Raw genomic sequence first — 18957 nt, forward strand, 5'->3', positions numbered from 1 at the left:
TGATGACGGGAACGCGAGCGCTCAGAAGATATCCTCCCCGTCAAGTGCGGCGGCAAAACGCTCACCGGTGATAAGCTCCACCGGACGGGATGTGATGAACTGAAAGCACTCCTCGTGAAAATCGAACGGGGTGATGACATACGCCTGCGTTGCATGGCGGTTCTTGATGAGGATGAAAAGCTCGCGCAATTCCTCCTCCACGGATATCTGCTTGGGCTTTCTCGTAAAGAGCAGGATGAAGGCGAATTTCATCTGCCCCATCTTGTTCTTCTGACATTGCACGATGATCTCGTCGCCGCTCCTCACCTCGAGCGCCTCGACATAGAATTCATGCTGCTCAAGAAAACGGCGGACGAACATCTCGTATTTTTCGTCCGGGAGCGAGAAGAACGATGCGAGGCGATTGCTGTTGAATATATGACGGAACAGCGCCATGCGCCCTTTCGCCTCCGGGTGAATGGGACTGACCTTCAATATGCTCTCCCAGATGATGCGCACCTCGTTGACATTGCGAAGCTTAAGATAGCACTCGGCGAGCGACTCGAGCACGGTGAGATAGAACCGGTCGTTCTCCGGTATCGTAGCAAGGGCTTCCTTCAACACCTCGGACGCGCCCTCGAATTCATGCATGCCGAAGAGCGACAGGCCTTCGTAGATGATCGATTCCCGATAGCACTCGGCGTTCGCCTTCGCGATGGTGAAATTCTTCTGCGCGCGGACGAAATCCTTCAGATCGTAATAGAGGCGCCCGAGCTCTTTGTGCGCCTTGTAGAAATTAGGATCGAGCACGGTGCACATCGTGAACATATCGATGCCGCGCTTGATGTCCTTCTGCGCCGCGGCGATGGTGCCGAGCAGGAAGTAGATGTGGGGATTGCGCGAATTGATCTTGATGGCGCGGGAGAGATACGACTCGGCTATCTGATAATTGCGCTGTTCAAAATACAGTTTGCCGAGCGTGTACAGCGAATCGAAATGGTCGGGCTTCAGATGCACCGCGAACTGGAGCTCGAGTATCGATTCCTTAAGGCGTCCCGTCTTCTCATAGCAGTAGGCGAGCCCCTCATGGATCTGATACTCCTTGAGGTCGGCCGTATAGCGGCGGCGCTTCAAGATATCCTGCAGCGCCACCATCGCGAGTATGTACTGCCCCTCGGCGATGTTCGCCTGCGCAAGAAGCCACTTCGCCATGGGGTCGTCGCGCTGCGATGCGGGGAGTTTATCGACGGCGGCCTTCGCTTCCGCGTACCGCTGACTGTCGATGAGCTCGCGTATGGCTTTCACCTTCCGGGGAAAGATATACCCCTGATACATTATCATCGCCCAATAGGATACGGCGAGAACGAGTGCTACGAGCAGTACGACCCACATAGTGTTACCGGTTATTCGGTCCGATACGTATTAATATGATAGAACTCATCATTATTATCGACACAAGACGCTATGAACTGAAACGCCGCTTTACCGCCCCCGAAGCATACCGTGTGGGAGGCACACCGCAATGCCGCTTGAAATCCCTTGAAAATTCATGTATCCCCGAGTACCCGAGATGATCGGCTATCTCCGTGACCGACAGGGCCGAGTACGCGAGAAGGCCTTTCGCCTCTTCGAGACAGAGCTCCCTGAGCCTTTTCGCTATCGATCGCCCCGTCGCTTTCCGGCAGGCGCGGTTGAGCGTAGCATAGCTTTTCGCATAATGCCCCAGTATCTCCGGAACGCTCATGCGATAGCGCTTCTCCCCGCGGATGCGGTTCTCCACCGCCCACCATTCATTATCGCGTGCGATGACCGTATGCGCATTGCCGCGGGCGATACCGGCCAATATCCGTGAAAGACCGGCATAGAGAAGGAATATCCTTTCATTGCCTTCGGGGAGAAGCGAATGCCGGTAGAGCGATGCGAAGTCGCGTTTGAGCGACGGCAGGGACATGATGCGCCGTTCCGGCGGCGGCGGCATGATGTCCGCCAAAAAGCCCACGGAATAGAACGTCACCGCCGAACGTTTGCCGCGCCAGAGCACGTTCTCCGAATCATGGTAATAGATGACCATGCCCGCCGATACATCGCGTGTGCGTCCGCTCACGGTGAGTTCATACCCGCCGGATGCGATGAAATGGACGAGATGCCCCGGGAGTGAACGCGCCTCGCTCACGCGCAGGGAAGGCCGATGGAATTTCCATACGCCGGTGATGCGTTCGATGGGACACGGCGCGAAGGTCGATGTCATGATGCTCCCCGGCATGCAAAAAAATGCGAAACAGATGCCACGTTCTGCCAAAGCCCGTTCATACTGTGCGTAGTATACTATGCCTGCGGACAAAAGAGAAGGAGCGATGCCATGTGCGGTACAATGACACGAAAAGAACGGCTCGAACGAACCATTCGCGGGCAAGAGGTCGACCGCCCGCCCGTATGCTTCTATGAGATAAACGGCCTTACTCAGAACGAGCATGACACGGATGCGTTCAATATCTATTCCGATCCGTCATGGAAGCCGCTCCTTGCACTGACCAGGGAGAAAAGCGACCGCATCGTCAACGCTTCTGTCGCCATGCGCGGCACATCGCACGATCCGCTCGCGGAACGCACGACCGTGGATGTACGCATCGAGGGCGATGAGCGTCTTGCGACAAAAACGATACGCACGGACGGACGCGTGCTCACGGAGTCGTCGCGGCGGCACAAGGACATCGATACGGTATGGGTGACCGAACATCTCCTTAAGAACGTCGATGACCTCAAGGCATATCTCTCCCTGCCGGAGTCCCCGATCGACGGCACCCCTGACATCGCACCTGTTCTCGCAATGGAGAAGTCGCTCGGCGACAGCGGCATCGTGATGCTCAATACGGCGGACCCGCTCTGCATGGCGGCGGCGCTTTTCCCCATGGACGAATATACCGTCATCGCGATGACGGAACCCTCGCTTTTCCGCTCGCTCCTTGACCGATGCGCACGCATGATCTACCCCCGTATTGCGGCGACGGTCCGTGCTCTTCCCGGCAGACTCTGGCGCATCTACGGTCCGGAATATGCGTCGGAGCCGTATCTCCCGCCGTCATTGTTTCGCGACTATGTCACCGGATACGATACGGAGATAGTACGCCTGATACAGGAGACCGGCGGCATCGCACGCATACACTCGCACGGCAATCTCGCCAACGTGCTCCATCATATCGCAGCTACCGGGGCCGACGCGCTCGATCCGATAGAGCCCCCGCCCCAGGGCGATGTTTCACTTGCAGCGGTGCGAAAACGGTATCCGTCAATGACGCTCTTCGGTAATCTCGAGGTGAGCGATATGGAAACGCTCCGCCGGGATGAATTCATACCGAAGGTACATGCCGCCCTTGATGAAGGAGATACGCTCGACAGCCGCTTCGTGCTCATGCCCTCCGCCTGCCCATACGGCAGGGCCCTGCCGCAGCGGACACTCGGCAATTATGAAGCGATCATTCATATTATGGAAGAACGATACGCAGCGAATCGATGACCGATGCTTCATCCGATGAAAAACCCTCTTTCCCCCGTATTCCCCATATTTCCCGGCATTCACCTTGACAAAGGAAGATGCCCGACGTAGAATGTATCCCGCCTATGGCATTGCGTTCAGAATGCGATGGGTAAAAGAAACGATGCCCAACGGCATCGGCGGAGGGCGAGATGACGGTCGCGATCGTATTTGCGAGCATAATTGTCGGCATCGGCATCATCGTCATATCCCTCGTCATCTCCAGTTACGGCGGCGGGTACCAGAAGGCCGTCGGATTTTTCAACCGCGCCAATTACGATGCCGCCCTTGTCATTCTTGAAAAGCTCTCGCGCTCACCATCGGCGAACCCCGACAGCCGCTGGTACCTTGCGCGCACCTATGAAGCGAAACGTTTCTTCGATAAGGCGATACGCCTGTACACCGATCTGCTCGTAAAGAAAGTATACTCCGAAGTGTACCGTGAATTCGATGTGCGTACCCGTCTCGCAGAGATATATCTCAAACGCGAAGAGATCGATGCCGCGGAACGCGAGATCAAGGCCATGGCGAAGCTCAAGCCGGACAGCTCTGCGGTACAGGTGAAGCTCGCCGAGCTTACGCTCGCGAAAGGCGATTACGCCGCCGGGAGCGTTGCGCTCAAGAAGGCGCTCTCGCTCGACCCGCATAACGGCACCGTCGCCCGCGCGCTCGGCATGGCATATTTCTCGATGGAAAAACACGCGGAAGCCCTCGCCGTGTTCAGCCGTGCAATAGAGCTCGGCACATCCGATGCAGAAATGTCCTATACCATGGGGCTTGCCGCGCGCGGCATAAGCAAATTCGTCGAAGCGGTGCGCTATTTCGACCAGGCGGCGAAGAACCCTGCCTGGTCGCAGCGGGCGCGTCTGAAAGCCGCCATCACCAATTTCGAGATAGGCGATCTCACTACGGCCATTCCCATGCTCGAGGATGCGGTCGCCAAGGGCGGCAGCAACGATGATATGCTCGATGCGATGTACATACTCGGACAGGTACGCACCCGCGAAGGCAAGCTCGATAAGGCGCTTGACCTGTGGCGCCGCATATCGAACATAGACCCTGATTTCCGGGACGTTCCGGAGAAGCTCAAGGATTTCGGAAAGATAAAGGGCGTAGGCAACGAGCTCGATTCGCTCCTCATGCTCCCGCTTTCCGATTTCAAGGCGACGCTCATGAAGGTCGCGGAAAAAATGGGTCACCGTGTCATCAAAGAGATCGTCGACGGCGAGAAGATAATATTCCACACCACCTTCAAGGACGGCACGACCATATTCGAGAACGTCATCGAGGCGGTGAAATCGGCGAACCCCATCGGCGAGCTCCATATTCGGGAACTGCTCGCACGCATGAAGGACAATCGTGCCGACCGCGGCATCTATTTCGGCCCGGCCGGATTCACGGAAGCGGCGCAGAAAGCATCGGAACGCTATGCGGTGGACCTTGTCAGCGGAGAGAAATTCAAGCGCCTGCTCGGCCAGATCAAGCGCTAGAAATACGACATGCAACGGAGAAGAAACGCATGAATCAGAAAAGCCAGAAAAAGTTCAAGGACATCCTTCTCACCGAGAAAAAGGCGGTGCTTGAGGAGCTCATGCAGGAGAATGAAAGCTACAATGCCATCAAGGAACCCGAAGAAGGCGACATTGCCGATATCGCATTCCAGGCGTATGAAAAGCAGCTTCTCGTCGGGCTTTCACAGAACGAAAAGAACCGTCTCGAACGCTTGAACGCTGCGCTCAAGCGCATCGACGAGGGATCATACGGCAGCTGCATCGACTGCACGGTCGAGATAGAGGAAAGCCGCCTTGAGGCGATCCCCTACGCACTTCGCTGCATCAAGTGTTCCACGAAGCAGGAAGAAGAAAAAAAACGCCATCGCGCGACCGAATAGCGTTCTTTCGGGCGATGTACCTTACCGTCGCGATAAACACCCCCGCCGACGGCGTTTTCACCTACCGCAAACCGGATGCTGTCGCTCACGCGATCAATGGATGTCGTGTCATCGCACCCTTCGGGAAACGCACGCTCAAAGGGATAGTCGTTTCTGAATCCGAAAGCGACGGCGGCATTCGCGGCATAAAGAACATCATCTCCGTCGTTGATGATCGTCCGATATGCGATGAACGCGCCATTGCCATGGCCCGATGGATGGCATCGTACTATCACTGCTCCTTCGGCGAGGCGCTCTTCGCCTCCCTCCCCGCAGGCGATCCGGCGAAACGGATACGCGCCGTGCACGATGAGCCGCGTGTACCGGAGAGAGCGCTCACGCTCACCGATGAACAGGATGCATCGCTTACGAAGATCACCGAAGCGCTTACGGCGCACGATGCGAAGGCATTCCTCCTCTACGGCATAACCGGGAGCGGCAAGACCGAAGTGTATATCCGCGCCATTGCGGAGGCGATACGCCTCGGCCGTCAGGCCATCGTCGTGATACCGGAGATATCGCTGACACCGCAGACGATAGAACGTTTCACGCGGCGCTTTGACACGCCGATAGCCGTGCTCCACAGCCGTCTCGCGAAGACGGAAAAATACGCCTACTGGCAGCGCATACGCTCGGGCGAAATATCCATCGTCATCGGCGCACGCTCGGCGATATTCTCACCGCTCAAGGACCCGGGCATCATCATCATCGATGAGGAGCATGAAACGAGCTATAAATCGTCCGAAAGCCCGCGATTCCACACGCGGCAGATCGCGTTCTACCGGATGAAGCATGAATCGATGACCGTCCTTTTCGGGAGCGCGACGCCGTCGATAGAAACGTATCATCATGCGAGCAAAGGCGAGGGGCTTACGCTCCTGACGCTTACCAAACGCCCGGAGGGGATAGAGCTCCCGACGGTGCGCGTCATCGATATGCGCACGGCGAAAAAGGCGGAACTCTTCCCCGCGATGAGCGAGGACCTTGTCGAAGCGGTGCATGGCGCCCTTGACCAAGGCAAGCAGGCGATACTCTTCCTCAACCGCAAGGGCTATTCACCCACCGTTGTCTGTTCATCCTGCGGCACGGCGGAGCGCTGTCCGCACTGCAGTGTAACGCTCACCTATCACAAGGGGCGGCGGCAGCTTCTCTGTCATTACTGCGGCTATAGCAAGCACTTCACCGACACCTGCGCGGAATGCGGCGCATCGCCGGTACGGTTGACCGGCACGGGGACGGAGAAAGTGCATGAAGAGATAGCGCTCCTTTTCCCCAAGGCGCGCATCGGGAGAATGGACCAGGAATCGACGAAACTGCGCGGTGCATATGAACGCATACTCGGGGATTTCGCCCGCGGGGAGACGAACATACTCGTCGGCACGCAGATGATAGCCAAGGGACTTCATTTCCCCGATGTGACCCTCGTCGGCGTGCTCTCGGCGGACACAGGAATTCACTTCCCGGATTTCCGCGCATCCGAACGCACCTTTTCGCTCATCACACAGGTGTCCGGCAGGAGCGGCCGCGGGGTAAGCCCGGGTGAGGTCATCGTGCAGACGTACAATCCCGAACACAGCGCGATACGCTTCGCACGCACGCATGATTATCTCTCGTTCTATCGCTCCGAGATAGAACTTCGTGAGGCGCTCCGTTATCCGCCGTTCTCGCGGCTCGTGCGCCTTGTCGTACGCGGCGAGGATGAAACGGCCGTTGCCGATGACGCACAACGGATACGCGCGCTCTGTACCGAACACACGTACAGCGGCGTCGATGTGCTCGGCCCAGTACCCTGCCCGCTCTCAAAGCTCAAGAAATATCACCGCTATCATCTGATACTCAAAGCCGACTCACAGAAAGCGGTGTCCGGTCTTATCACGCATATACGCGATACCTTCCGTGCGAAAAAGAGCAACTTTCTTGAGATCGATGTCGACCCTGCGAGCATGCTCTGATCTATTTCCCACCGCGGATGAATCCTGCGGCTAACGCGTTCGATTCATGCGCGAAATACACGATATTGTTCTCGGAGATGCGTTTCGCCACGCGTTCATGATCGCTCGTCCATGGGAGATAGTATCGCCGCGTCGCACGATTACCAATGACACCTTCGGCGGTCTTGACGCCTATGTCTGTCTTGATGCCATCGGTCAATGACGTATCGCATTCACGATCGAGCGCTATCACCCGAGCGCGACGTTCGGCATGGCATCGCTCGCGGAATTCGGCCGGTGTCTCGGTAAGTGCGAAACGTTCCGACCATATACCGATGCGCCTCTCCTTTGCATTGGATGCGGCAGCACGCACCATGCTCGATGCATTCGTATCGGTGAACACCCATCCCGATGATGCCATCGCCGCTGCAAGGGAATAGTTCGTACGGGTACGCACATCCGCTATGAACGAACAGTAACCGTTCTCACGCACGATGGAAACGCGCGCCGTCTCCCCTGCCGCGATGAGCGCAAGCGTCTCCCGCGCATACGCCGCCTGCGGATACTGGCCTGCACCGGCATCGACGGCCGGCGCTTCGATGCCGGCAAGCCGTACGACGACGTACTCATCGAGCCCGCTCACCTCGCAGCGCATCACATCACCGCTCACTATCTCCCGAATGATGCAGTGAAAAACGCCGTTCGTGATACGGCTCTTGAGCGTTCCGGCCGTTCGTACAGCGCATTCGTGGGTGAATACCTCCCACGGGACGGGCTTCTTCCCTCCCGCGATCGTTGTCTCACAAAGCGATCGATACTGCTCGGAACGCGAAGGCTTGTTGAAACGCTTGAAGAGCAGTGCGTGCCGCGATGCATACGCCTGGGCAAGCGGCCGCGACCGTATCATGAGCACGTTCTCATTGTTGTTGCGCTCGGCGTTGAGCGAGAAATTGAACGATCCGGTTATCACCGTATCGGCATCACAAATGATGGTCTTGTGATGTATCTTCGCATCCTCATTATCGTAGCGCACGACGGCGCCCGCGCGTTCGGAAAGCTCACGGAACGGCACCGTTCTCCACGAGCGCGTCGCGAGCGGGTTCTCGAACACATTATCGAAAACGCCGAACACGGACACGCCGCGCCGCTCGGCGTATGCTATGGCGCCCAACACAGCTTCCGATGAGAAGGCGAAGGTAAGAAAGCGTATCGTATCGTTCGCACGACGCACCGTCTCCCCGATGCGGTAGGATACGCCGCCGCCGGGAGAAAAGAGCACGACAATACGTTCGGTCCCGAGTGTGAACGAGCGTTCGCGGCTGCGTGCTGCCGGGAACGTCACCGGATCGCTTATCGATAAGGCCTCGTCGGTATAGAACGCGGCGACATCCATTGATTCGATGCGCAGGCAGTCATTGTAATTGCGGAACATGTCATTGCAGGTGAAATTCGCCGAGCCCGTCCACACGCGTACGCCGTCGGCGACTAGGAATTTATTGTGCATGAGCCCGCTCTTTCGTTTGTCGGGGAATATCCTGACGCCGCATTCACGGAGCACGGCAAGCGCCGCCCGTGACCTGCCCTCCATGTTCTTCGTTTCAAAGCACAGTTCGACCTCGACACCGCGCCTCCTTGCATCGGCAAAACGCGCCGCTATCGATACCAGGTCAAGTTCATGGACGGCACCGCGTATGGTGTTCGTCGCCGTGTCGATGAACGAAAGAAGGTTGCGGTAAATACCGTTCGTATCGGCAGCGGACGAAGGCCCGAACCATGCCGTTACCGCCGCGCCATGCAATGTACAAGCGAGAAAGAACAGTGAATATAGGGCTCTCATATACCCCTCCCTTTTCTGATCCGGCGATTGTAGCACAATTCGGCGGACAGCATTTGGTACCGCCGGTACCAGTTGATCGAATTTATATCACCCGGAGGAGGTATATACCGCTATACAATGCTACATATACTACAAAATCGGATAGAGATCGATCGAACCACAGAGATGATCACAGAGAAAGATAGAGAGGATAAGAAATACTGCCTATGGTGGTTTCGAATATCTTATTAATCGATCCATTTCCCATCTCTTTTCTATCTCGGTGCCCCGTGGTTTTTCTTCTTTGAATAGCACCATTGATCCGGCAGCGAATGTTTCCTTTTCATCCGACTTATTGTATAATCCGCCTACTGCCAGGGGAGATTATGCGTGCCACATCGATAGTGATACTCGTCAACAGCGGCAAGCGCGAGCATGAGAAGGTCGTCGCGTCGCTCATTGCGGTCGCCGCGCGGTCGCATGTGAAGGCGCGCATCTGTGCGCTCGATATCGCGCATGCTCGAAAGACGCCGTCCGCAAAAGGCGTATCGGGGGCGAAACTTCTTATCACGGTGGGCGGTGACGGCACCTTGCTTGCCGGCATTCGGATGGCAGCGCCTTATCGCGTACCCGTAATGCCGGTATATTACGGCACGCTCGGCTTCATGGCGGAGAATACCGTCGATGAAAGCATGGAAATGCTGCATGATCTTCTCACCGGCAGAAAAAAGAATTACATCATCGAGACGCGTCACATGCTCGATGTTTCGGTGCGTTCGAAGAGACACAATCGAAAAATGATGGCGGTGAACGAAGCGGTGGTCGCGAAAGGCCATTATCCGAAGCTTGCACGGTTCTCGGTAAGCATCGGCGGAAGGGGCATAGCCCCGATAAAAGCGGACGGCATCATCGTCGCTTCCCCCACCGGTTCCACCGCGTACGCGCTCTCCGCGGGCGGGCCGATCGTCAATCCGCGCGTGGACGCCCTTGTCCTCGTGCCGATAGCACCGCACGCACTCACGTTCCGTCCGCTCGTCATTGCCGGTGACGATACGGTATCCATATCGCTCGCCTCCGGCGCTCCGGACACGGTCATATCGGTCGACGGGCTCCCCGGCGAACATTTCCGCACGGGCGACACGGTAACGATATCGCGCTCACGCACGAGCTTCATGCTCGTCAAACAGAAGCGCTTAAGCTTCTATCAGATACTCACGGACAAGCTCAATTGGGGACGATGAATGCTCAGCGTACTTGAAATACGGAATTTCGTCCTCATCGACAAGCTCAGGATAAAGCTCGGCCGCGGGAACAATGTGCTCACCGGTGAGACCGGCGCGGGCAAAAGCATCATCATAAGCGCGCTTGAGATCATCACCGGCGAAAAAGGGAGCACGCTCGCGGTGGGCCCCGCCGCCGACAGGCTTACGGTGAGCGGCGTCTTTGACATACGCGATGCGAAAGCCGTCATCATGCCGAAGCTCACTGCATGGGGCATTACGCCCGAGAACGATGAGATCACGATACGACGCGAGATAACGAAGGACGGGAAAAGCCGTTCCTTCATCGATCACACGGGCGTGAAGGTGTCGCAGCTCAAGGAAATAGGCGATGTGCTCGTCGATATACACGGGCAGCATGAGCATCAATCGCTCTTTCATACTGCGTTCCATCTCGACTTTTACGATACCTTTATCAACGCGAACGATCTCAAGTCACGCTTCCGCACCGCGTTCAATGCGCTCACATCGCTCGTGCGCCGTCACCGGGAAATAGTCGAGAACCGCACCGCGCTCGCGCGCGAACGCTCCTTCCTTGAATACGCGGTGAACGAGATAAGCGCCGCCAAGCTCACGGCGACCGAAGAGACGGATGTGCGCGAAGAGATAAATAAATTATCGAATTTCGAGAAGATAGCCTCCGGCATATCCGGCGCGTATGAAGCGGTATACGGCTCCGATGAAAGCGCGCTTGCCATGCTCGGCAAAGCGCTCTCCGCCGTGCAGCCGCTCTCGGAATACGATGCGCGCTTCGCGGAAGCGGCCGCCATGCTCGAGGACATCTCGTATCGCACCGGCGACGTGCGCGATCTTATCGCTGAGATTAAGAACGGCGTGAAATTCGATCCCGCGCGGCTAGAGGCGCTCAACGAACGGCTTTTTCTCATAAGCTCGCTCAAGAAGAAGTACGGCGGCACGATACCGGAGGTGATAGCCTACGGCGCATCGGCAGGGGAAAAGCTCTCGCTCATCGACTTCTCCGACGAGGACATAAAAAAGCTCGAAGCGGAAATAGCGGTCAAACGGCGCGAAGCGAGCGCGCTTGCGCTTGAGCTTTCCGAACTTCGCCGATCATCGAAGGATGCGTTCGTCGGACGCATACGCACGGAGATAGCTGACCTCGGCATGGAGAACGCCGTGTTCGATGTCGAGATGGTGCGCGAAGAGGACGACGCAGGCGTGATAGAGGTGGACGGCGCGCGATATAAAGCTTCAGCGGAAGGCGTAGACACCGTCGAATTCCTCATTGCGCCCAACAAGGGGAGTATGCCCGCACCGCTCAGGAAGATAGCTTCCGGCGGCGAGATATCGCGCATCATGCTCGCGATGAAAACGGTGCTTGCCGACGGCGACTTTACCGGCACCATGGTGTTCGACGAGATCGATGTCGGTGTCGGCGGGCGCATCGCCGAGGTCATCGGCGAGAAACTTGCTGCGCTTGCCGAGAAGAAACAGGTGCTTGTTATAACGCATCTTGCGCAGATAGCCTCGCATGCGGATACGCATTTCATGGTATCGAAATCCGACGTGGACGGGCGTACCGTGTCGAACATAGAGCTCCTCTCCGATGAGGCACGGGTGAACGAGGTCGCGCGTATGATAGCCGGGAAAGAGATAACCGATACATCGCGTGCGCATGCGGCGGAAATGCTTGCAAGGGCGAAGGGATAGGTGGTATCCGTGATCAAGAGAACAAGGGGGCATGCCCCCTTGTTCTTCAAGTACGATTGATGAATGCGCGCTTCGTTACAGCGATCCGCTGACTGGGACGCGGAAGGACTATATCGCCTTTGTTGATATACACGCCCGGGCGCACGACAGCACGCGCATCGAAGTGACGCACTTCTTCCGGCAGCGGTGTTCCGGCGAGCTTTGATAATTTCCTGTGAGCGAATTCGAGCGGCGGTATTATCATCCAGCGCAATGTAAACGCTTGCTTTTTTACGCGCACCGCTCCCGGACGGGACGCATCGTGTACTACGGATTTGTTGATGAGATGGCGGAGGATGAGGAATTCGATGGGCAGGAGCAGCCATTGTGCGTAGACAACCCAGCCGCCTTCGTACATCTCCAATCCGCCGAATTGACTTAACAGGAAATTCCATGTCCCGTGAAGGAATATCGCGGATATCCAGCCGATTATGACATAGAAATCTTCATACGCCCGATGTGCACGGCCTTCGTACTTTGCCACCGCTACGAAATATCCGGCAATACCGGTCATGAGCGCATGCCCGGGGGTGCATAGAATAGCCCGTTGGATGGCGATAAAGAACGAGTGCTCGGGATAATATTGGAACATGTAAACAAGGTTCTCATGGAAAGAGAATCCTAGAGCGGCGACTACGCAGAACACAATTCCATCCATACGCTGATTGAAATCCTTGCGGTCATATACTATCCAGGCAATGGCGAGTATCTTGAACGTTTCTTCGACAAAACCGGCAATGAAATATGATTCATATATATAAAATGCTGTTGATTCCAAGTATCCGCCGACTACCCAGGCTAGAAATTCTTCCACAAAGCCGATAGGGAATCCTATAAGCATGCCGAGAGCGAAAACCTTGAAAATACTGGTATCACTGTAAATCTTGTGTATATTGCGCCGACGGACATAAAAGGCGATTAGCGCCACCGGGACGACGGCGATGAAGAAAGCGACCACTTTCAGGAGGAAGTCCATAGTACACCTCCATGCGACTAATATACTGCCGGAAACGACAAAAGTTGTCGGATACAGAGAAAATCGTCTTTTCGGACACCTTTCTTATACGGAGGAAATGGCGGGATATTCCTAAAACACTCACCCCATCCCCCGGCCCCTTCCCCTCTCTCACGGGGAAGTGAGAGAGGGGAAGGGGAGCAAGAGGGAATAATACAAAGGGATTCAATGCGATGGATAGAGGGACGTATTACCAACCCCCGCCGTCTTCCCGCGCTGCGGGGCCAAATTCGATCGCTTCAATGTCTTGCATTGGAATGGGTTCTGTGGTACCATTGCATCGAGGTAATGAGATATGGAGAAAATGCTGCATATTCCTGTACTGATCGAGATCGACGAGGATGGCGTATACATCGCAAGCTGCCCTACATTGAAGGGATGCCATAGTTATGGAAAAACGATAGACGAAGCGCTGAAAAATATACGAGAAGCCGCTGAAGTTTGCATCGAAGATGAGCACTATCCTTCAGATGAATCGGCAACGTTCGTAGGGTTCCGAGAGCTGGAACTGACCACACATGCCTAAGTTGCCGGTGCTTTCCGCCCGCGACTTACTTCGAATACTGCGCCTGATGGGATTTGAAGAAGTACGTCAAAAAGGCTCGCATATCCGCCTTCGTCACCCCGATGGCAGGGCTACGACCGTTGCGGTGCACGGCAATTCCGATCTGCCGAAAGGGCTTCTCAGAAAGATCATTCGTGAAGATATCGGTATGGAATTAGACGAATTTATTCTATGGCATAATACACATTGATCACACAGATGCGCTTTTGATTATCGCTATCTTCTACTTCCCGTAATACACGAACGGCGCCCAGTAAAACGGGGCTTTATACTTCCCGCCGCCCGCCTTGCCGCTGATGAAATCTCGCTTCGTCTGCGTAAGCGCAGTCGAATACGGCACGCCGTTCTTGACGTAGGTGTAGAACGTCTTCATGAATTCCATCGATGCGATATCGTTCACCTGCCAGAGCGTTGCGATGACGCCGTTGGCACCCGCGATGAGGAAGGCCTGTGTAAGCCCGACAACGCCTTCACCGGCATAGATCTTCCCCAAGCCGGTTTCGCATGCGGAAAGCACTACAAGATCGGCATTGAGCTTAAGCTCCGATATTTCCTTGAGCGTCAGGTATCCGTCCTCTCTATCGCCTTTGCCCGGCTCTGAAAGCACTATCGCCGAAAGCTCGGGTATCTCGGGAACAGCGATGCCGTGCGTGGCGAAATGTATTATCCGGTATTTCGCAAGCTCGCCGGACTTCGACAGCGATTTCACGAGCGATTCGTTCACCGACTTCCCCGATTCTATGCGCGACGATGGATAGATAGCGCTTATCGCTTTCACCTCGTTGAGCGAGAACGGCAGGTTCTTCCAACCGCCGAAACCGATGTCGCGGTATTTCGATGAAAGGTCATCGCCGCGGTTCATCGATATGACCGTCTGGCTCTGCAGGTATTTCATGAAGCGATCGGAGAGGGACATATCGCGTTTGTAGGTGCCGGGTTTGTAGACGGCGCCGCCGAAGGCGAGGATATCATTACGGGCGCTGTATTGGCGGTTTTCGATGTAGTTGAGTACGGTGAGTGACGGAGCATATTTGATGTCGTATTTTTCGATGAGATATTTGCCGTCTGGCAAGATCAATGATTCAAAAGGGATAAATCCGAGAATACCGTCAGGTACTACGGCAATTTTATTCTCTAATTTTTCAGAAACGGCAGGCAATACTGCAAAAAGGGTATCATGCAGTAATTTACCAAGCTTGCGGATCACTTCCGCTTTCTGTGCATCAGCACTATTTCCGATGAGCGAGTTGTAGTAGACGGCGAACGGCGCGAGCGAATTGTTCACGTCCTGCATCTGTGTTCGTTTACCGATGAAAGAATCGTAATACGAAAGCACATCGTTCGAAAGCTTTCTATCGATGTTTTTCAGCACGGCTCCCTGCGAAAGAACGGCAGTGCTGATCCGTTCGTTCGTAATTATCAGCCGCAGCAATTGATCTTCATGCTCGATATTTATGAAATATATTATCGGTGATGCGAACTTGGCCAGATCTATCTTCACCTCACTATATGCCGCTTTCGCCATGTCATCTGCCATGGCTCTCGCCTTCATTTTTTCCGCTGTATCAAGCGCCATACGCCCATTGCCGTTATAGCTGTACACCGCACACAGATTCCTGTAATACGCGGCCATCGTGGAAAGGAAACTCGCTCGCGATACATCCGGCGTCCGGCGGTATAATTCATCTGCGTTCTGTATTGCACGGTTGAAAGAATCGACCGCCGCTGAGGTATTCGACTGCTTGTAATGGCAGATGCCTATCTCGCTCAACACATGCGCGACATTGCTGTATCCGACATCCTTGTATATCCCAAGCGCATCGGTGAAGTATTCCATGGCATATTTGTATTCGCCTTTTTTGATATGCATCGTACCGATATTGCACATATAATCGCCGATGGATTCGTTCACATCGTTGCTGAGCATGAGCTGCACAGCCATTTTGTAATGCATCATAGCTTTATCATCGTTCCTTCCGGAAAGCGAATACAAATAACCGAAATTGTTGTAAATACTTGCCAGCTGTTCGTTATCATGTGTTTCTATGGCAAGATATATACCTTCCTGGAGGTATCGTATCGAGTTCGAGTACATCTGCATCTTCGCGCACACAAGACCGAGATTATTAAGCCGCGATATCATCATATTCGTTCGAGCATCCGTCCGTGCGATCGCAAGTGCTTCGCGATAGTTCTTTTCGGCGTCGGTAAACTCCCCGAGCGTATCGGACATATTCCCAATACTGTTAAGCGCATCAGAAACAAGCTCCCGGTAGCCGGTCTTCCGCGCGAGGGCAAGCGCGTCGGTGAATCCCCTGCGCGCATCATGATAATTTCCGATCTGCATATTCATGCCCGCGTGGGAACGAAAAGCATAGTAAGCATAAAAATAGTTTGTAAGCGAAACAAAGAGCACGCCCGAATGGCTGAATAATTCTGCCGCCCGCTCGAATTCATTCCGGCGTTCGTATATCTGCGCAAGCGTCTGCATTGCATGCGCCTGTCCCTCAGCATCGCGCAATTCGGTAAAAAACGATACGGCTGAGGATGCATGCGTAAACGCCGCGTCATTTGAACGCACGGTAAAATACTCCTGTGAGAGAAGCAGGTGGGAAAGCGCCTGCATCGGCTTTAAGGATATGCGCTCGAACAGGTCAAGCGCGGTTTTTCGATACTGTATGCATTCCTGATAGTTGGTTTCTTTATTCATTCTGTTGGCGAGCGAGGCGTATGAATAGCCGATGCCTTCCAATGAAAAATATACTGTATTCGTATTTGCAGAATTGGTAAGTGAGCTGTAGTTCGATATCGCTGATCCATATTGACCGATGTTTTTATAGCAATCGGCGATGCGGAGGACGAGGGAGCTGATGTTGGCGGGGTTATTGATTTTTATCAATAGATTGCGGGCGGTTTCGTATTCTTTTATTGCTTCCTGTGTCTTGTTTTGGGATTCGAGTGTTCTACCCAAGGAAATCATTGCTGTTGCCATTCTAATTTCTTCATCCGCTAGTATTGTATGCAATATGGAAGATGAAAGAAATATAAACAGAATTGAACTAATAGAAGCCTTCATATGCTACTTGTAGTACTCGTATGAAGATATTATTATCTTGTCCAATCTATACTTATTAAATAATAAAAACCTGCATCCGGTTTTTATGAATATCGATATTTTATATTGATTCCCCGCTGAATCATATTCGTAAATAGTTTTACTTCCATCAGTATTGTTATTAAAAACAGGAAAAACGCCATTCATTTCGTTTTCAACCTCCTTTTTTATATTCCTGCTTTTATCATACTTATATTTTATTACCCGGTCAGGATGCCAATTGAAATCAGGGTACCAATAGTACGAACCATCGTAATATCGACGAACGGCATGAAATATCAATTGTTTTTTCACATCCTTTTCCATATTATATTTATAAATGTTTTTATTATCAGGGTTGTCATCCGAGTTGGTGGCCACGACTTTCCTTAACAACCCTTCTGATGAGAATTTATAAACATATTTAGTAGTAGGTGTATTATTTGAAAATTTATACAATGACATCACTGACAAGCTATTTTTTTCGTCGTATTCATAAACATATTTATCCATAATTGACCCGAAGGCGCTATAACGGACAATCTCGCTTATTTCCCCAAAAGAATTGTATTTGTAAATTGATTTGCTATGAAGAACACTAGCTGGAACAAAAACTAATTCTTCGATCTTATTTCCACTGTTGTCATAGGTAAAAATAGTGCGCATTCTTGATGAGTCGTCAGCATTATATTCTGATATTTCTATTTTATTCCCATCTTCATTATAAACGTATACGGTTTTTCTTTTTAATACTTCTTTCTGTTCTCCGATTACATTATATTCCAGATCAACTCTATTTTTGACTTTGCCTTTTATTCCATCATTTCCCCAACTGTTTCTTGTGTTTTCGCTTGATTTGTTTTTCATTCCCCTCCTCGCTTTTCCGTATTCGAATTCACATTTCTCTTCGTGCTCCAATTTTCTTCATTTATTTCAATAGGCACGCTTTGATTTTGCGCAAATTCATATATGTTTTGATAGCGATAAAATGCCCCTACAATTTTTGCCAACAGAATCTGTCGTTTATCATAATAATACTTTTTCCCATTCTTTACGGCGAAATATTTTGGCAGTGGAACAAAATACCTGCCCCCATCCAATGAAATAAATAGTTCGCTTTCCAGTTGCATCGCGTTAGCTTCCAACCGAACATAGAATAAAGCATTATTTTTCTTATCCAGAAAAACAGCATCATTCATCCAATCCTCATGGAAATCTTTTTTAACTTCTGTATCCCAATCTATGACAATTCGAAAATTGGGGTATTTAACATGGCGATATATAGAAAGGTGATCTTTAATCCCTTGGAACTTTTCCCAATTTCTGAAGTCTCTAATATATTTCATAAATCTCTTTATCGGATTTACAAACGATATATACGCCATATATGCACCGACGATACCAAAGAACAAACCTAGTATCCCCACACTTAATGAAATTACGTCTAGCGTTGTCATATTTTTTCTCCTCTGCATTTCATAATATACGGATTCACATTCCCCTTCGAACTCTAATTAATCGCCCTCGTCTCATTCACCCGTGTCCGATAATAACTTTCAACATAGTAGCCGTCCCTGCGATAATACCCGTTCACCTTCACCTCATCGCGATTGACGTACGAATGATCGCTCGATCGCGTATAAGCAGCATCATACGCATAACCGCTGAAAACGCAAGTAAATGCGGCGAATATCAGGCAAATGATAGTCTTCATAGCGCCTCCTTGTTCCATCTGGATAGTGTATACGGATGAAAACGAATTATATTCCTCGGATGCAACGAATGCGCGGGTACAGATATGTGTATATGAAAACCATCAGCAGAATGACGGAACAAGGGGGCATGGTTCCCGAGCCTGGTCGAGGGATGAGCCCTTGTTCTCTTGCATACCGGCAGTTGTCCCGCGCATCCATACGCTCGCGCCCGTTTCAGACGTACCCGTTACATCGCCTATGTAATCCTGCTCAGGATCTCCAGAAAGCCCGAATTCTAATAATTCTGATCTGAATTATATCCCGCAAAGGCTTGCCCGCTCTCCGCAAGGATCGAAACATTCCCCGCAAGGGTCGAAACATTCCCCGCAAGGATCGAAACATTCCCCGCAA

General features: G+C 52.8%; 16 protein-coding genes. 8 read left to right on the plus strand and 8 right to left on the minus strand.

The features are described 5' to 3' along the window. Nucleotides 1-21: 21 nt before the first annotated feature. Nucleotides 22-1371, minus strand: coding sequence for a tetratricopeptide repeat protein (locus AABZ39_11220; GenBank protein ID MEK6795342.1), 1350 nt, complete (start codon nt 1369-1371; stop codon nt 22-24). Nucleotides 1372-1441: 70 nt separating this feature from the next. Next, nucleotides 1442-2227 carry an AraC family transcriptional regulator gene (locus tag AABZ39_11225; protein MEK6795343.1) on the minus strand — a complete coding sequence of 262 codons (786 nt, stop codon included), beginning with the start codon at nt 2225-2227 and terminating at the stop codon, nt 1442-1444. Between the two features lie 123 nt (nt 2228-2350). On the opposite strand from AABZ39_11225, the gene AABZ39_11230 reads away from it, so the two are divergent. The 4 genes from AABZ39_11230 (at nt 2351) to priA (ending at nt 7393) form a co-directional block, all read left to right on the plus strand. Further along, nucleotides 2351-3493, plus strand: coding sequence for a uroporphyrinogen decarboxylase family protein (locus tag AABZ39_11230; protein ID MEK6795344.1), 1143 nt, complete (start codon nt 2351-2353; stop codon nt 3491-3493). A 170-nt stretch (nt 3494-3663) separates the two neighbouring features. Further along, on the plus strand, nt 3664-5001 hold the full coding sequence (locus AABZ39_11235) for a tetratricopeptide repeat protein (protein ID MEK6795345.1): 1338 nt from the start codon (nt 3664-3666) through the stop codon (nt 4999-5001). Between the two features lie 29 nt (nt 5002-5030). Beyond that, nucleotides 5031-5402 carry a TraR/DksA family transcriptional regulator gene (locus tag AABZ39_11240; protein ID MEK6795346.1) on the plus strand — a complete coding sequence of 124 codons (372 nt, stop codon included), beginning with the start codon at nt 5031-5033 and terminating at the stop codon, nt 5400-5402. Continuing rightward, nucleotides 5351-7393: a primosomal protein N' gene (priA, locus tag AABZ39_11245; protein MEK6795347.1), complete on the plus strand. Its 2043-nt coding sequence runs from the start codon at nt 5351-5353 to the stop codon at nt 7391-7393. The genes AABZ39_11240 and priA overlap by 52 nt, the downstream gene beginning before the upstream one ends. A 1-nt stretch (nt 7394) precedes the next feature. Here priA and AABZ39_11250 read toward each other — a convergent pair whose 3' ends face one another. After that, entirely contained in the window at nt 7395-9209 is a 1815-nt protein-coding gene (locus AABZ39_11250) for a phospholipase D-like domain-containing protein (protein ID MEK6795348.1), read from the minus strand. A 365-nt stretch (nt 9210-9574) separates the two neighbouring features. On the opposite strand from AABZ39_11250, the gene AABZ39_11255 reads away from it, so the two are divergent. Further along, entirely contained in the window at nt 9575-10429 is an 855-nt protein-coding gene (locus AABZ39_11255; protein MEK6795349.1) for an NAD(+)/NADH kinase, read from the plus strand. Then, nucleotides 10430-12139 (plus strand): DNA repair protein RecN, encoded by a 1710-nt coding sequence (gene recN, locus AABZ39_11260; GenBank protein ID MEK6795350.1) that lies wholly within the window; start codon nt 10430-10432, stop codon nt 12137-12139. A gap of 46 nt (nt 12140-12185) precedes the next feature. On the opposite strand, the gene AABZ39_11265 is transcribed toward recN, so the two are convergent. Beyond that, a complete protein-coding gene (locus tag AABZ39_11265; GenBank protein ID MEK6795351.1) occupies nt 12186-13154 on the minus strand; it encodes a PrsW family intramembrane metalloprotease in 969 nt (322 codons plus the stop codon). Nucleotides 13155-13488: 334 nt separating this feature from the next. Between AABZ39_11265 and AABZ39_11270 the strand changes: the two genes are divergently transcribed. Both AABZ39_11270 and AABZ39_11275 read left to right on the plus strand, forming a co-directional pair. Continuing rightward, on the plus strand, nt 13489-13719 hold the full coding sequence (locus tag AABZ39_11270) for a type II toxin-antitoxin system HicB family antitoxin (protein MEK6795352.1): 231 nt from the start codon (nt 13489-13491) through the stop codon (nt 13717-13719). Further along, nucleotides 13712-13948: a type II toxin-antitoxin system HicA family toxin gene (locus tag AABZ39_11275; protein MEK6795353.1), complete on the plus strand. Its 237-nt coding sequence runs from the start codon at nt 13712-13714 to the stop codon at nt 13946-13948. Before AABZ39_11270 ends, AABZ39_11275 begins: the two co-directional genes overlap by 8 nt. A 33-nt stretch (nt 13949-13981) precedes the next feature. Here AABZ39_11275 and AABZ39_11280 read toward each other — a convergent pair whose 3' ends face one another. The 4 genes from AABZ39_11280 to AABZ39_11295 form a co-directional block, all read right to left on the minus strand. After that, nucleotides 13982-16468, minus strand: a complete 2487-nt coding sequence (locus AABZ39_11280) for a CHAT domain-containing protein (GenBank protein MEK6795354.1) — start codon at nt 16466-16468, stop codon at nt 13982-13984. 369 nt (nt 16469-16837) lie between these two features. Further along, nucleotides 16838-17770: a hypothetical protein gene (locus AABZ39_11285; protein MEK6795355.1), complete on the minus strand. Its 933-nt coding sequence runs from the start codon at nt 17768-17770 to the stop codon at nt 16838-16840. Beyond that, nucleotides 17716-18309: a hypothetical protein gene (locus tag AABZ39_11290; protein ID MEK6795356.1), complete on the minus strand. Its 594-nt coding sequence runs from the start codon at nt 18307-18309 to the stop codon at nt 17716-17718. Before AABZ39_11290 ends, AABZ39_11285 begins: the two co-directional genes overlap by 55 nt. A gap of 53 nt (nt 18310-18362) precedes the next feature. Further along, nucleotides 18363-18566, minus strand: a complete 204-nt coding sequence (locus AABZ39_11295) for a hypothetical protein (protein ID MEK6795357.1) — start codon at nt 18564-18566, stop codon at nt 18363-18365. Between the last annotated feature and the right edge of the window lie 391 nt (nt 18567-18957).

This window comes from Spirochaetota bacterium (assembly GCA_038043445.1).
Taxonomy (GTDB): domain Bacteria; phylum Spirochaetota; class Brachyspiria; order Brachyspirales; family JACRPF01; genus JBBTBY01.

Excerpts from the sequence above, each read along its gene's own strand:
- AABZ39_11270 (MEK6795352.1), top strand. The coding sequence starts at position 13,489 with ATGGAGAAAATGCTGCATATTCCTGTACTGATCGAGATCGACGAGGAT.
- AABZ39_11240 (MEK6795346.1), top strand. The coding sequence starts at position 5,031 with ATGAATCAGAAAAGCCAGAAAAAGTTCAAGGACATCCTTCTCACCGAG.
- recN (MEK6795350.1), top strand. The coding sequence starts at position 10,430 with ATGCTCAGCGTACTTGAAATACGGAATTTCGTCCTCATCGACAAGCTC.
- AABZ39_11290 (MEK6795356.1), bottom strand. The coding sequence starts at position 18,309 with ATGACAACGCTAGACGTAATTTCATTAAGTGTGGGGATACTAGGTTTG.
- AABZ39_11265 (MEK6795351.1), bottom strand. The coding sequence starts at position 13,154 with ATGGACTTCCTCCTGAAAGTGGTCGCTTTCTTCATCGCCGTCGTCCCG.
- AABZ39_11220 (MEK6795342.1), bottom strand. The coding sequence starts at position 1,371 with ATGTGGGTCGTACTGCTCGTAGCACTCGTTCTCGCCGTATCCTATTGG.
- AABZ39_11230 (MEK6795344.1), top strand. The coding sequence starts at position 2,351 with ATGACACGAAAAGAACGGCTCGAACGAACCATTCGCGGGCAAGAGGTC.
- AABZ39_11275 (MEK6795353.1), top strand. The coding sequence starts at position 13,712 with ATGCCTAAGTTGCCGGTGCTTTCCGCCCGCGACTTACTTCGAATACTG.
- AABZ39_11235 (MEK6795345.1), top strand. The coding sequence starts at position 3,664 with ATGACGGTCGCGATCGTATTTGCGAGCATAATTGTCGGCATCGGCATC.
- AABZ39_11295 (MEK6795357.1), bottom strand. The coding sequence starts at position 18,566 with ATGAAGACTATCATTTGCCTGATATTCGCCGCATTTACTTGCGTTTTC.
- AABZ39_11280 (MEK6795354.1), bottom strand. The coding sequence starts at position 16,468 with ATGAATAAAGAAACCAACTATCAGGAATGCATACAGTATCGAAAAACC.
- AABZ39_11255 (MEK6795349.1), top strand. The coding sequence starts at position 9,575 with ATGCGTGCCACATCGATAGTGATACTCGTCAACAGCGGCAAGCGCGAG.
- AABZ39_11225 (MEK6795343.1), bottom strand. The coding sequence starts at position 2,227 with ATGACATCGACCTTCGCGCCGTGTCCCATCGAACGCATCACCGGCGTA.
- AABZ39_11250 (MEK6795348.1), bottom strand. The coding sequence starts at position 9,209 with ATGAGAGCCCTATATTCACTGTTCTTTCTCGCTTGTACATTGCATGGC.